The following is a 13,584-nucleotide window of genomic DNA, read 5'->3' as shown; positions in this document are numbered from 1 at the left end:
TCTAATTATAGAAATAGGGATATATCTATATTCCGAGAGAGATTATAATAGTGATAAGTGATACATACAATAGAATTAGTAATTTTTCAGATGTGCGCCCTTTATACCACCCTTTCAAATAATAAAAGTAGAATAATAGGGAAATATCTATATTCCGAGAGGGATTATAATAGTGATATGTGTTACATATAATAGAATCAGTAATTTTTCAGATGCGTCCTCTATACGATTCTTTCAAATAATAAAAGTAGAATAATAGGGAAATATCTAATTATAGAAATAGGGATATATCTATATTCCGAGAGAGATTATAATAGTGATAAGTGATACATACAATAGAATTAGTAATTTTTCAGATGTGCCCCCTTTATACCACCCTTTCAAATAATAAAAGTAGAATAATAGGGAAATATCTAATTATAGAAATAGGGATATATCTATATTCCGAGAGGGATTATAATAGTGATAAGTGATACATACAATAGAATCAGTAATTTTTCAGATGCGCCCTCTATACCACCCTTTCAAATAATAAAAGCAGAATAATAGGGAAATATCTAATTATAGAAATAGGGATATTTCTATAATTTAAAGGAGGTTATAGCCGTGATATCAGGACTACTTCATTTTGACACTTCCATACCTAAAGGGGAAAGATGACTTATATCAGTGGGATTCGTGCTACCAAAACCAGGTCTATTTCTAGGTGTCAAAAAAACCAAACAAGATTGTGATACTGTACGAATTTCGTATTAACCGTAGGAACTACGGGATTAGCCTACTAGGATAACCGAAGAATACTTTGCTGTTCGTAGGAATCCCCCACTTCAAATAACCCATAAGCGTGTTAAGTGGAGGGTAGTTCAATTCAACAGAATTTAGGTCACATAAATATAAAAAGACCTTAGGATTATACCTAAAGGTCTTCTTTACTAGTTAGAAATCAAGCTCTTCGTTATCTTCTTCAGAAATCCCACCAAGTACTACCCTAGCGTTAATAATTTTACCTTCTTGCAATATGGGCTCCTCTGTTTTTAAATCTTCTTGTCTTTGTGTGGGAACAAATCCGTTAGTAAGTAAAATATCCAATTTATTTTCAACTGTATCTAAAAGATTTAATCTCTGTTCTACATTATCTAATTTTTGCAGTAGTTGCTCATAACGTTTTTCATTTTGTACCAGTTCAACAACAAATGCTGTTAATTGTCTACCATTAGCTTTTTCATTAAGGATCCTATATACATCTTCAGGCATATTATCAGCATGTAATGCCATTTTTCTATTTGTAGCCATTATCAGCACGTCCTTTTATTTTAAGCTAGCTGTCCCTTCATTTCATCAATTACTTTTAATTCTAATGCAGTTAGATTAATTGTACGTGAAGTTGGAGCAAATACTTCTTTGTCGCTATTTTGAATAATATCGTTCAAGAAGAAGTGATTGTTTTTAGCAGCCATTTCAGACATATGATTCAATAAAGCGAGACGGATGTATGGTTCTAAAACGGGTGCTTCGCCTCCGATATAAATGAATTTCAATACTGTATTCGTACTAGATGGGATGAATACATCAAGAATTTTAGCAACTAAAATCCTTGCATATTCTTTCAGTGCCTCTACAATTTCATTTGTAAAATCATATTCTTCACCAGTATTTTCATTCGATAGTACATACTTTTGTACTTTATATTTATTAACTATAAATTTCTCTAATGTTCTTAGATCCTTAAAGTATTGAATCAATTTTTCTTTTCTAAAGCGTTCTAGGTATCCCAAGAATGGCTCAATATCGATAACTTGGAAAGAATCTCTGTGCTTAGGTGTAGTAAGTCCTTTACCTAATCGCACAGCATCTGTAGAACCGCCACCAATGTCAGTTAAAACTACTTCATAGTCATCGAATCGCTCAGATTCATAGCGCTTTTCAATACTAATTACATTTGTATTCTGATCTTTTGAAACCATTTTATATTTTAAAGAATGTCTAGCAACTTCTGATTCATTTCTACATTTTGCTGATTGGACTGTAATAGTTAGTTCTTTCTCCATTCCTGGTGTTAACACTTTAACTTTATGTTCACCGTTAAATCTTTCTTCCATTTTTTTATGGGCAATGCTAAATTTCTCTTCGCGTTTTAAAAGCCAAATTGGAAGCATCATACTCATGTGTTCAATTTCAATTTCATTATCTTCTTGATCAGCATTAAGGGCATGATAATATGCAATTGCTCCTAAAAAGCATACGTATGGGATAGGACTATTTATTTTATCGTGCATCTTATTTACATGTGAGTTTGCTAACTGATTATCTTCAGCCAATTGCCCAACTAAATAGTAAGACTCTTCACCTTCGATTTCAGTGGAAATTAGTAATCTATCCAGTAAATCTTCTGGTTTAGAAATACGATCAACAAGTAAATCCTCAGCTTGTTTCTTTGAAATCTTAACTACATTCGTTGCAAGTTCAATATAATAACCATCAACCATGAAATTATTAAAACTATTTCCGAAATCCGCTACTTTTCTTCCAATTTTCATTTATAATTCCCCCTTTATACATTAAGTACGACTTAAGTGCTACTTTTGATTATGCTTTAGCGCATTTAATCAAAAATAAGAACATTTTAAATAATAAGTACGACTTGAATCGTACTTATTATTTAATTAACCTATATACTTAAAAAATTCAAAATAAACAAGGAAATACCTTCTTTCAAACGAATTAAACACATAACAGTTAGACGCCGACATGTCGAACATAAATGATGATGAATAACAGTAAAACAGCAACATGACCGACATGGATGATGGTCAACAACAATGGAATGACAACACGACCGACATGAATGATGGTCAATAACAATACAATGACAACATGACCAACATGGATGATGGTCAATAACAATACAATGACAACATGACCGACATGAATGATGGCCAATAACAATACAATGACAACATGACCGACATGAATGATGGTCAATAACAATACAATGACAACATGTCGGACATTGATAACAACAAATGACGATGAGGGGAGGACGATGGAATGGATAGGGAAGAACCTTATAAGAAAACATATTCCCTTGCAGATATAGCAAGGATGCTTGGGAAGCCACGGACAACCCTTCAGGCCTGGCGGGATCAATTCAAACCATACTTACCAACCGTCACTGGGACGAAGGGGCGAACGCTGAGATATGAACAGGAAGCATTAGAGCTTTTTAAATTAATTGCTAATATGAAAGATGCACAAGAACCACCAGAAATAATAGAGCAGATGTTAAAACAAAATGTAGATTATATTGTAGTAGAAGATAGTGATGAAGACAATGAAATAACGAAACCAATTATTCAGACGATGTATGAGAGTATGAAAGAGGTTTCTATATATTTTCAAGAACAAAAAGCTATGAATATGGAACTTTTAAAACGCATAGACAATTTAGAACAAACTAATCAAACACTAACGAATAAGATTGATGAACAGCAAAAGACTATTGATAAAAAAATAAACAATAGAGATCAGCAGTTATTAGAAGTGGTTCGAGAAATACAAGAAACCAAGAAGTTAGTTGCGTCTGCTCAACAAGAAAAATCATGGTTCGCTAAACTATTTAAAAAATAACTTAAATAATACGTAAAAAAGTAGGGAAGCTTGTAAAAACATACAAGCTTCCCTACTTTTTTTGTAAATTTGATATAATTCCCCGAATAATCACAAAAATTAGGAAACAGTCTTCTGTCGGAAAATGATAAAGAACATACTTATAATGTTTCCTCTTTAGGATAGAATACTGTATTTATTAAATCTTGTTTAAAAAATAAAATCATTATAAACATTAGAATCTATTTTAGAGATGCTAGACTAGCTGTATCAAGTGATTCAAGATTTTATCTTAGTAAATTACAAGGTTAATTTATGAGTAAATGATAGAATTTTCAGTTTCGTATGAATGGAAATTTCATAGCTGAATAGTTTAGAAAAAGAGGAATAATTATAAGATCTGAGAGGTGTTTTGATTTCCTTTTTTGGAAAAATAGTACGTTGCTCGGGGATTATAAGAATACATGACAAATAGCCTTGCTAATTATATTATTTTTGAGCAAGGCTAAGTTTTAGATGTTTTTTTATTAGGGCTTTAGAGCGCCCATTTTTTGCAAAATGGAATCCATTTTCTTGTTATTAAGCCAGTCTATAATTGGAAGTTTGCTTTCATATTTTTGTGCATGGTCCATGTTAGTTAAGGCTTTTTTCGCTTCAAAATCGTTACGCTCTGTTCTTTGTTTGGATTTTTCAGCGAACATTTTCATAAAATGAGCAGGATTACTTATTTCAGCTTGATTATATTCAAACCATTCAACGCATTTTTCAAAATCCCATCTTTGATAACGATCAATTCTTTGCGGTATTCTTAAGGCTATAGTATAAGCGTCCTGTTCTGTTAAATATGTTACAGGTTGACTTGTTATATAGCGATATGCCTTTTTCTGATCTTCACTTAAATAATCATTTAAATCTTGTGATCTATCAATAGCATTTTGTGAATTAATATTTGCTTTTTCTAGTTCTTCAAAATTTAAAACATCTATGCGATTAGATAAAGTATTCTTTTCCTCATGTTTGGATTCAATAACTTTTTTAAAGAGTTTTTTCTTTGAAAATTTAGTGAAAGTAGAACAGACATCAATTGCTACAGCCCATTTCATCTTGAAATATTCAATGATTTTTAAATAATTGCTATGTAGAGTTAAAATGTAAATTGAAGGGGCAATTTTACCATGTCTTCGTACTTTAATTTGTTGGCACACTCCCAAGTCTTGTAACCAATTAAACACGTAGTTAATAATTGGTTTTGAAATACCTGCTTTTTTGCTGATATGATCTTGCTTTACTTGCGAATATCCTTCTTGTACTAAATATGATAAAACAGTTTCTAAAGCTTCATATTTTCGTTTGGTAAGATAATCCTTTGTAGTAACACCTTCATATTCTAGGACAATATTATCAATATAAGTAGTAACTTTTTTGATTGCCTGATTAATAGCCCCAGGTGTTTTGGATAAGTGTTTGATTCGGGGACTTAATTCGGATTTTGCTCGCCTGAGCAAAAAGTTGTGCAATAACACAGAAAAAACCTCCTATTTTTCCCACCACAAATAAATAAGAAAACAGAGGTTTTATATTCACATAGTATGTACCTTATGATATAATTTTAATATCAAGCATGATATTAAAGAAAAACACGTACATTTGTAGTGTGAATTAAAACCCTATCTTTTGGAGTTTTTAATTGGATCCGGTCGCCAAACTAGAAACCAATTAAAAACTGGACGGTGGGGTTTTTTTTTGTTTTGGTTTATAAAACCTGCGTACATAGATAAGTTATCTATATTCTACAATTCCGTTTAGAGAATATCAACACTTAAAGTTCATATTTAATGTTAAAGAGAAAAATATAGTTAAAATTATTATTCATTCGCTTTAAATAAACTTAATATTCTGTCTATTAATGAGAAAAATATGGAGTTTTTTGGTATGGTATAATCGCATTAAATGTATATATTTCTGAATATTTTATAAACTAAACTGAATATAGCTGAAATAGAGGTGAATATATATGAAGAATCTAGCAAAAGAAATTGATGATTACATATCATTTAAAAATATGACATACACAGACCTTGCAAAAGAGGTTGGTGTTGCTAAATCAACCATTTCAAATTACTTTAACAAGAATAATGCGTTATCAGTATATACTTTTTCTAAAATTATATATGTTGTTTTTGAAGAGGATAAAGATAAGCAAGAACAAATGATTATTAATTATTTAAGTGCTTTAAAAGATAGAATGAATATAAATGTAAAAGTTGCATTTGCAATTGCACATTTAAATGATTATTTGAAATTAATGAAGTTTCTTTCGCAATTATGCAAGAAAAGTGAAGACATTGAAATGAGGCGATTGGAAAAGGTTTTCAGTTTATATATTGCTCGTTTGGATGGAGAGAATGTTAAAGGTGTATATTTAGATATCGAGAAAGCTAGAACAATGACCAATAAAAAAAATTATGATATAGAAATCTATTGTGACATACTTAGCATGCTAATTTTATGTGATTTAGGTGATTTTGGATTGATGGAAGGATATAAGATTAGGATTGAAAATAATATGAAATTGGTGACTAATAGTTATTTAAAGGATTTATATTATTTTTGGGTAAAAGAACTATGGAGTTATTCGCTTTTAAGAAAAGATATGGGTAAAGATTTTGAAGAAAATAATACATATTTAAGGACATATAGAGATCTAAAATTTTTCCCAGTCATGGAAGCATTTTTGAATATTAGGCGTGGAGAAAGTTACATGTTCTCTGATTACAATAAGTCTTTAAAATTCTTTTTGGAGGCTTTAAATATATTGAGTGGGGTGAAAGAGAGTCTAAAATTTGCAATAGCGTTAAACAATATCAATTTTATTAGAATTGTTTGGTGGAAAGATATAGATAAAATAGAATTTAATAAACTTCATCCGGCTGAATTTGCACTTTTTTTAATTAAGGAAGGGAAAAAAAGTGAAGCTATAAGTATATTAGAAAAAATTGAAACTCAAAAAGGGTACTTATCAGCATTGCAGACATGCTATATGGGGATGGCTAAGGATGATTTAGCATTAATAAAGAAATCTATTAATATGTTTAAGTCAAATAATGATTTCTTGTACGGGAAATTTGCAGAAGGAGTATATGAAGAATATATAGAAATTGTAATGTAGTTTTTACAGAAAGGGGCGAATAGAGTGAAAAAGTTATTTGGATTGATAGTAGTTACCTTACTTTTGATAACAATAGTAAATGATTTATCAGATAAATTTGTAGCGCATCAATGGCATTTTAAATATAAACATGTTGATAATCAATTTGTTTCTTATATGAATGTAGATCCTGGTGAAGGATATACGAATTTATTTGAATCACATGAATCTAATTTGAAATATACAGTTAATAAAGACATAATGAATAGAATGGTTGATCCCGGTGGTGGCGGCTGATTCTTAATCTTGTTTATTTAAAAAAGACATCGTTTAAACGGTGTCTTTTGTGCTTTTATAAAATGTTTTATAAATTTCTAAATAAGGAATTGCGAAATTTATGTGTCTAAATTCACAATCTGAAAATGGAGGGATAGACATGAAATTAAGTATACATGAGCTTACAGAGATTATAAAAGAGATGGATTTACAAACATTTGGTGAAATTATTGAATTATGTTCAGAATATAGCTGTAAAGAAGAATAAGAGAGTCTCAATCGTAGGGACCCTCTATTCTTCTTTATCAATTTGCATCTTTAATTTGCTTGCATATTTTAGTAATTCTTCTTCAATTCTAGGTTTGTGTTTATCTGGAACGCTCATGTACTTTTCATAAAGCAGTCGTGCTAGACGTTCAACAGGATCTTCTCCCTTTATAGTATTTAATAATTCTTTATCAGGGATTTCACTCTTTAATAAAGAAGCTGTATTAACGTCAAAATAATTTGCGATTTCTTCTAATTTGTTTAGGCGTGGTTTTTTTTCTCCAGTTTCCCAACTAGAAACAGTCCTATAAGTAGTTTTAAGATCTTCCGCCATTTCTTTTCGATTTACTCCTTTTAAAGCCCTTAATTTCTTTATGTTTTTTCCTAGTACGTTTTCTTCAATTCTCATATAAGTTATCACTCCAATTTTAAACAAGTAGGTTTTAAGAAGAGTCTCTACACTTCTCACTTAAAGTGTAAAAAATATGAACTTTAAGTGTTGACTTTAGGCTAAAAGACGAATAAACTGTAAATAAGGGGGGAGATATTTGACAGTTCTAAGAGAAATTCGTGAATCACAGGGCTATACAATTAATGATGTTTCAAACGGTTCTAAAATTCCAGTCAGTACTTTGTATGATGTAGAATCAGGAAGAAAAGGTCTGATTTCTAGTCGTGCAAAAAGTATTGCGGATTTTTTGGAAGTACCTATCGAGAGCCTCTTTTTCGCAACATACTATCGGGCAAGGTTGGAATAAAGCAATGCTTAGTAATATACAATTATACATTTATATTTTAAATCAGTAATGAAGAAAAGGCACAATTTTATTTTTATTTTTTTAGTTTTTTTAATCTTAAAATTCTGATTTTTCAGCATAAAATGCATATCATTTGAGGTAGCTATTAGTCATGTTGAAACGTTCGCACTAGAAGGATACTTGATTAACGAAGAAACATTCTCCTTTGAAATCCAAGAAGATGGTGAAATTATTAAGCATACGGTGAAGAATCAGAAGCAGCCGACACCATCAACACCACATCAACCGGAACAACCACAAAAAACAGAATAATTAAAAGTAACAGATAAACCTGTTACACCACAACAGATTATTACAAAACCGCAACTCAGAAAAACATCAGGGAAAGTAGAAAAATTAGAAGGTAATCTTCCTACCCCGGGAGGGAAAGCTGAGAATCCGCATTTGAAATGGATTGGCTTTGCATTTATCGTCCTTGTCTCCATAGGATTCGTATTTGCAATAAAAAATCGTAAAAAAGCAGAATGAAACCGAAAAGAAGATAAAAGGTAGTGACCAAAGTCTATGTCGGTAAAGCGAAAAATTTAGGGGAACGTGGGGAAGAAATTGGGCAGCGCAAAATTCCCTGGCTTTCTAAAGAACTGATGTTTCGCTAATCGTCAGTAGAAAAAATGGGAAGGAGCATCGTACATGTTAGGTGTAGCAAAGGAGTACACAAGGATGATTAAAGCGCTGAGAGGAGTGGATGAAAGGGATATGATTCCTGGTGTCTTAAAAGCTCGATTTGGTACTTATAGATCGGTTATAGAAAGATTGAACGAAGCAACTGATAATTTTATTTTTATTTTTGATCCGAAAGGCATGTTTTATAAAGATACACATAAGGAGAAGCAAGAACAAGGATATCACATACTCAATCATGAGCTATTTGTTGGTTATGAAACACTTCAAATTGATAGGTATCAAAAAGTAGTTGTTTATATTCGTGTAGAAACAGAACAAAGCACTTATGAAGAAAGAGGAGAAGTATTATCAAGTTTTCTTCAGTATCTAACAGAGTGTAAGAATATAAGACCTATTCACCTGGTATTTCATCAATATGATTTGTACCCGATCCCTCATATGGAGCAGTTTTTACAAAACAGTGCTACGTATCACATTCGTAACTCAATCGTGGTTGAATCCCACTCCGCATTACAGCACATCTATGGAAAAGAAGCAGCGCAACGCATTATCACTTCGTACAACACAACAATCCTAGCATGATATAAAGCACTCGTTCACTATTCCGTCCTATCTAGATGGCTAGAAAACTAGAGAATAGGGAAGCATTTTTCTCCCTTCTTTATCAAAAATAGGAGGCGTTCATATGGGAAAAGAACAAAGGCTCACATTTTATGATATTGCCGCATCACAAGCTCATAGTATTAAAACTTTTGATGGAAAAACATACGAACTGAAAGGTTCCATGGCAATTGAAAATACCACAGGAAACATCGAAAAAGTAGCTCAAATTTATTATCAAGTGCGTTCTGTCAGAGACGAACATCAAAACTTAATTGCAAAACGAAAACATAAACAAGCGGAATTAGTAGCTGTTAAACAAAAAATGTAAATAAAAAAGCGATTTTGAAGTGTGCTGAGAACATAGCACAAAGTCATTTGCTCTTTGACAATTTAGATATATATTGCGTATTTCTTCCTTCAAGTAATGATGTAGAAGGATGATATATGGCTTTCAATATATATGCGTGCCCCCCTTCAAAAGGTCACTAGAGGGGTTAGGTGTACGATTATCGTTGGATGAGTAAAATCGTAAAACTCATCTGTGACCACTGGGAAATGCATTGTATCAAAGATCTGTTTGTGTCAGTAGTCGTGAGGAATATCCCATTTCGACATTCTGAAGAAGCGACGAACATCACAAACCATAGATACAAAAGGTTCTACGTTCATGCCAAAATACGTAGTGCGGTGTTGGGCATATAGAAACTAAGTCGGGATTAGTCTCTATACGCATATCAATACAGGGTTCGTCATTCCAGCCACAAATGACATTTACACTTTATATCCTACTTTCCTTAAAATGTTATAAAAAAGGACAGATGTTGAAGTTTTAATGTGTCCTATCACACTTCAAAATCACTTATAAAAATATAGCAAAGGGAGGAACATGTATGAGTCGTAAAGGGTGGATTATTTCCGCTGTTGTTGGATTATTAATTGCAATTGGTATTGGTTCAACATTTGTCTTTAGCTCTGGAAAAGGGGAAGTAATGGAACTTAGTCCTTTAGAAATGAAGAAGTTCATGAGTGAGGATGGCACTGGTTTTGTTATGCTAAATTCCACTAAGAAAAAAAGAGAGGATTGGCTTCATGCTGTAAAAAAAATAGCTCAACAAGAAAAAGTCCAGGTAAAAGAATTAGATGAAGAGGGTAAAGATATACCGGGTTCAAGTAACCCGTATGATTGGGGATTATCTCAAAAAAGAGATTCACTAGCATATTATGAAAAAGGAAAATTAAAAAAAGATATTAAAATCCCACAAATTAAGCCATCAGAACTTGAAAGTGAACTTAGTTTTTTTGTTGAAAATTGCAAAGAGCAATACCAAAAGTAATCACATAATCATTGAAAGGTGGTGATACAGTGGCGATTACACAGAAGGAATTAAAAAAAGAAAAAGAAATGGTGGCAAATCTATTAAAAGCCAATGGTCAGGATTATAACCATTGGCTTCATTTACATCATCAGAAATGTATTGAAGAAAATCAAGATTTAGTAATGAAAGCTTTACAAGCTTATAAGGCAACACCAACAGAAGCAAAAGAAGACAGCAAGCCGAGCGAGTCAAGTCAGCTTAGCAATGTATAAGAAGCCAAAAACGAAAAGGAAGTGAATGTACATGTTTGAAACAATAGCTCAAATGTTAGTGTTAGGTGATGCAATGGATGGTCTAATTAATACGGGTAATTCATTTATTACTTGGATGCAAAGAGGGGCAATGGTGAGTACAGCTATTGTATTTTGCTGGGGAGCTTATCTATTAATTTGGGGTGGTGAACGAGGAAGACATAAATGTATTTGGTGGTTTATTGGTGGGGCAGCCGGACTCGTTATCGTAATGGGATGCCAATACTTAGCAGAGAGCGTAAATAGTAATGTCAAATTTGGTCAAATTTTATTCCCGTTTCTTTGGATGAAATAGTTAACAAATATAAATAAGGCAATGAGGAAGCTATGCAAAGGGTATGGCTTTTTTTGTTGCCCTTTTTTTATGAAATTCGAATTTTGTAAAAATAGAATTGAGGATAATCCTTATAAATAAAAGCTCCACTCTCAAAAGGATGAGAGTAGAGCCTGTGGATGAAATTACTGAGTTCTTGGGATGGTGAACATCAGCACATAAATAATATCATGGGTATTTAGAAAAAACATTGAGTAAATGTTTCTGATTTTTCAAATTATAGCTAATTGTTTTTCAATAAATAATTAGCTATTTTAAACGATTTGGAAAGTTTATATACAATTCAAATTAAATAGAAGAAGGGAGAAGCTATGTTTGTCATTTTTCAAAGTAGTAATGGAACAGAAATTGATTCGGGTAGGCAATATTCGTTTTATGAAGCTTATATATTAACCAAACGATTAGAACGTGTTTATAGAGAATCAGGGTGCCAAGAACATATAGATTTTGATTTGTTAGATGGTCTTTCTAATGAAATCTATAACGGTACTTTATCACTGGGTTCGAGATATGCGGATCATATTTTTGACCATATTTCTAAAAAAATGAATGTGATGCAATTAGATCCGGAACAAGAGGAACAAAAGAAGGAGCTGTTAGAAACGTTAGAAAAGGAAATCAGTGATTCTCCTTTTCATGAAGAATATGAATATCAAGAAGAATTACCAGAAAAAAAGAAGGAATCCCCCTATAGTCCACCATATGAAGTGAAAACACAAGTAAAGCTTGAAAGGGAAAATAGAAAAGGATTCAAGATGATTGCGAGTGTCATAGGAAGTGTGGTGTTAATTGGAGCTGGTGCCATATTTGCCTTTAAACTATTCTCTTCCAAGCCGGTTTCGAGTGTAAATGCTGGTTCTGAACAATATGTAGTAAAAGGGTTACAACAGGCAGCCATTCAACAATATGGAGAAGCCGTTAAATACTTTGATAAGGTCAATTACAAAGAATTAGATAAAGATAGTCAAAAGGCAGTTTTATTTACTTATTTATTGAATGGAAAGGCAAATAAGGCATTACAATATGAGCCAAAATTTGCAGAGAGTGTGGTTGCTTATTTTATTGGGATAGACAACATGAATAAGATCAATGAGATTGATGTCAAGAATGATGTGATCGACTTTGAAAAGGCAGCACTTAATAAGAAATATGAAGAGGTAATCAAGCTTAAAGGGAAAGTCAGTATGGATGGTAGACGTGAAAAGCTAATTGTTGAAGCTTTTGTGAATCTAAAAAAATATGAGGATTGTTATTCTTTTGCCAAAACGCAAGGGAATAAAAACTTGATGAAAGAGATTAAGGAATTAGAAAAACGAGATATTCAACAATCTACCATAAGTGAAGAGGAAAAGAAAACTAAGATTGAAAAAATTGATAAAGATCTAAAGGACATCTAAGGGGGAAAAGATAGCATGCCATTAAATTATGAGAATCTGTATAAAAAAATGGGAATTGTTTTTCTTGGTGGATCATTAATAATGAGTACTACGGGGTGTAGTGGGTTTGGAAGTAAGGAATCTTCAAAAAGTAAGTCAGCTATTACAAAAAAAGCAGATAAAAGTAAGCCGGAGGAGAAGAAAGAAAATCTGAACAAACAAGATTTTGAAGCAATTACAGAGAATGCAATTCAAAGTAAAGATAATGAGGTTGCTTATGTACTTGATGAGATTGATAAATCAAAGATTAATTTCAAGGATAAATCCATTGTAAGTAATCTTCAAAATGGAGATGAAACCAATTCTCGTGTTCTAGCACTCTTTGATAAAGAAACAACAGATAAAAGGATTCAAGATACTACAAAAGATAGTGTAATTGCAGCTATTACAGATAATAAGCCACAAGTCACCGTGAACGGAGACCATTTTGCATTTGGGGATCAAAATATTGATTCTTCAGTAGCGAGTATAGGAGATATTCTTCCACAAGAGAAGAAACCAGATGCAATTGTGAATCCACCAGTTACACCAGAAGGTGAGAATGGTAATACAGAAAATACAGGGCCAGAAAAACCAAAACCACCTATAGAACTACCAGTAGATCCAGGTAAACCGACAGAGCCAGAAAAACCAACAGAACCAGAAAAACCAACAGAACCGGAAAAACCAACAGAGCCAGAAAAACCGACAGAACCAGAAAAACCAACAGAACCAGAGAAACCGACAGAACCAGAAAAACCGACAGAACCAGAAAAGCCAACAGAGCCAGAGAAACCAACAGAGCCAGAAAAACCAACAGAGCCAGAAAAACCAACAGAGCCAGAAAAACCAACAGAACCAGAAAA

Annotated in this window: 15 protein-coding genes and 1 pseudogene; 12 read left to right on the top strand and 4 right to left on the bottom strand. The window is 32.4% G+C overall.

The features are described from left to right. Window positions 1–936: 936 nt before the first annotated feature. The gene (locus ACQKNI_RS19165; protein ID WP_427282651.1) at window positions 937–1,293 is read right to left on the bottom strand and encodes a hypothetical protein; all 357 of its coding nucleotides are present in this window, start codon (window positions 1,291–1,293) and stop codon (window positions 937–939) included. Between the two features lie 20 nt (window positions 1,294–1,313). Continuing rightward, window positions 1,314–2,537, bottom strand: coding sequence for a ParM/StbA family protein (locus tag ACQKNI_RS19160; RefSeq protein WP_088233080.1), 1,224 nt, complete (start codon window positions 2,535–2,537; stop codon window positions 1,314–1,316). Window positions 2,538–3,048: 511 nt separating this feature from the next. Here ACQKNI_RS19160 and ACQKNI_RS19155 point away from each other — a divergent pair. After that, window positions 3,049–3,627, top strand: coding sequence for a DUF3967 domain-containing protein (locus tag ACQKNI_RS19155; protein ID WP_427282650.1), 579 nt, complete (start codon window positions 3,049–3,051; stop codon window positions 3,625–3,627). Window positions 3,628–4,133: 506 nt separating this feature from the next. On the opposite strand, the gene ACQKNI_RS19150 is transcribed toward ACQKNI_RS19155, so the two are convergent. Further along, on the bottom strand, window positions 4,134–5,129 hold the full coding sequence (locus ACQKNI_RS19150) for a Replicase RepFR55 (RefSeq protein ID WP_427282649.1): 996 nt from the start codon (window positions 5,127–5,129) through the stop codon (window positions 4,134–4,136). 491 nt (window positions 5,130–5,620) lie between these two features. Between ACQKNI_RS19150 and ACQKNI_RS19145 the strand changes: the two genes are divergently transcribed. Both ACQKNI_RS19145 and ACQKNI_RS19140 read left to right on the top strand, forming a co-directional pair. After that, entirely contained in the window at window positions 5,621–6,775 is a 1,155-nt protein-coding gene (locus tag ACQKNI_RS19145) for an AimR family lysis-lysogeny pheromone receptor (protein ID WP_427282648.1), read from the top strand. Between the two features lie 24 nt (window positions 6,776–6,799). Next, the gene (locus ACQKNI_RS19140; RefSeq protein ID WP_427282647.1) at window positions 6,800–7,051 is read left to right on the top strand and encodes a hypothetical protein; all 252 of its coding nucleotides are present in this window, start codon (window positions 6,800–6,802) and stop codon (window positions 7,049–7,051) included. A gap of 271 nt (window positions 7,052–7,322) precedes the next feature. On the opposite strand, the gene ACQKNI_RS19135 is transcribed toward ACQKNI_RS19140, so the two are convergent. Further along, entirely contained in the window at window positions 7,323–7,706 is a 384-nt protein-coding gene (locus ACQKNI_RS19135; RefSeq protein WP_097904817.1) for a helix-turn-helix domain-containing protein, read from the bottom strand. A gap of 139 nt (window positions 7,707–7,845) precedes the next feature. Between ACQKNI_RS19135 and ACQKNI_RS19130 the strand changes: the two genes are divergently transcribed. The 9 genes and pseudogenes from ACQKNI_RS19130 to ACQKNI_RS19090 form a co-directional block, all read left to right on the top strand. Continuing rightward, window positions 7,846–8,055 (top strand): helix-turn-helix domain-containing protein, encoded by a 210-nt coding sequence (locus ACQKNI_RS19130; RefSeq protein WP_098270656.1) that lies wholly within the window; start codon window positions 7,846–7,848, stop codon window positions 8,053–8,055. Between the two features lie 147 nt (window positions 8,056–8,202). Beyond that, window positions 8,203–8,583, top strand: a pseudogene (locus ACQKNI_RS19125) (adhesin); the annotation flags it as partial. Window positions 8,584–8,745: 162 nt separating this feature from the next. Then, window positions 8,746–9,321, top strand: a complete 576-nt coding sequence (locus ACQKNI_RS19120; protein WP_427282646.1) for a hypothetical protein — start codon at window positions 8,746–8,748, stop codon at window positions 9,319–9,321. A gap of 103 nt (window positions 9,322–9,424) precedes the next feature. Next, window positions 9,425–9,670 (top strand): hypothetical protein, encoded by a 246-nt coding sequence (locus tag ACQKNI_RS19115; RefSeq protein WP_098990608.1) that lies wholly within the window; start codon window positions 9,425–9,427, stop codon window positions 9,668–9,670. 562 nt (window positions 9,671–10,232) lie between these two features. Continuing rightward, complete coding sequence (locus tag ACQKNI_RS19110) at window positions 10,233–10,676, top strand: hypothetical protein (RefSeq protein ID WP_427282645.1); 444 nt, start codon at window positions 10,233–10,235, stop codon at window positions 10,674–10,676. A 29-nt stretch (window positions 10,677–10,705) separates the two neighbouring features. After that, complete coding sequence (locus ACQKNI_RS19105; RefSeq protein ID WP_427282644.1) at window positions 10,706–10,930, top strand: hypothetical protein; 225 nt, start codon at window positions 10,706–10,708, stop codon at window positions 10,928–10,930. Between the two features lie 25 nt (window positions 10,931–10,955). Then, complete coding sequence (locus tag ACQKNI_RS19100; protein WP_033714825.1) at window positions 10,956–11,264, top strand: hypothetical protein; 309 nt, start codon at window positions 10,956–10,958, stop codon at window positions 11,262–11,264. A 350-nt stretch (window positions 11,265–11,614) separates the two neighbouring features. Further along, a complete protein-coding gene (locus ACQKNI_RS19095) occupies window positions 11,615–12,700 on the top strand; it encodes a hypothetical protein (RefSeq protein WP_427282643.1) in 1,086 nt (361 codons plus the stop codon). 15 nt (window positions 12,701–12,715) lie between these two features. After that, the coding region (locus ACQKNI_RS19090) for a hypothetical protein (RefSeq protein ID WP_427282642.1) at window positions 12,716–13,584 on the top strand (869 nt) is incomplete at its 3' end.

The sequence above is a fragment of the Bacillus sp. NPDC094064 genome (assembly GCF_050279585.1).
Taxonomy (GTDB): domain Bacteria; phylum Bacillota; class Bacilli; order Bacillales; family Bacillaceae_G; genus Bacillus_A.
This window is presented reverse-complemented; position numbering and strand designations above follow the sequence as displayed.

Excerpts from the sequence above, each read along its gene's own strand:
- ACQKNI_RS19165 (WP_427282651.1), bottom strand. The coding sequence starts at position 1,293 with ATGGCTACAAATAGAAAAATGGCATTACATGCTGATAATATGCCTGAA.
- ACQKNI_RS19160 (WP_088233080.1), bottom strand. The coding sequence starts at position 2,537 with ATGAAAATTGGAAGAAAAGTAGCGGATTTCGGAAATAGTTTTAATAAT.
- ACQKNI_RS19155 (WP_427282650.1), top strand. The coding sequence starts at position 3,049 with ATGGATAGGGAAGAACCTTATAAGAAAACATATTCCCTTGCAGATATA.
- ACQKNI_RS19145 (WP_427282648.1), top strand. The coding sequence starts at position 5,621 with ATGAAGAATCTAGCAAAAGAAATTGATGATTACATATCATTTAAAAAT.
- ACQKNI_RS19135 (WP_097904817.1), bottom strand. The coding sequence starts at position 7,706 with ATGAGAATTGAAGAAAACGTACTAGGAAAAAACATAAAGAAATTAAGG.
- ACQKNI_RS19120 (WP_427282646.1), top strand. The coding sequence starts at position 8,746 with ATGTTAGGTGTAGCAAAGGAGTACACAAGGATGATTAAAGCGCTGAGA.
- ACQKNI_RS19115 (WP_098990608.1), top strand. The coding sequence starts at position 9,425 with ATGGGAAAAGAACAAAGGCTCACATTTTATGATATTGCCGCATCACAA.
- ACQKNI_RS19110 (WP_427282645.1), top strand. The coding sequence starts at position 10,233 with ATGAGTCGTAAAGGGTGGATTATTTCCGCTGTTGTTGGATTATTAATT.
- ACQKNI_RS19100 (WP_033714825.1), top strand. The coding sequence starts at position 10,956 with ATGTACATGTTTGAAACAATAGCTCAAATGTTAGTGTTAGGTGATGCA.
- ACQKNI_RS19095 (WP_427282643.1), top strand. The coding sequence starts at position 11,615 with ATGTTTGTCATTTTTCAAAGTAGTAATGGAACAGAAATTGATTCGGGT.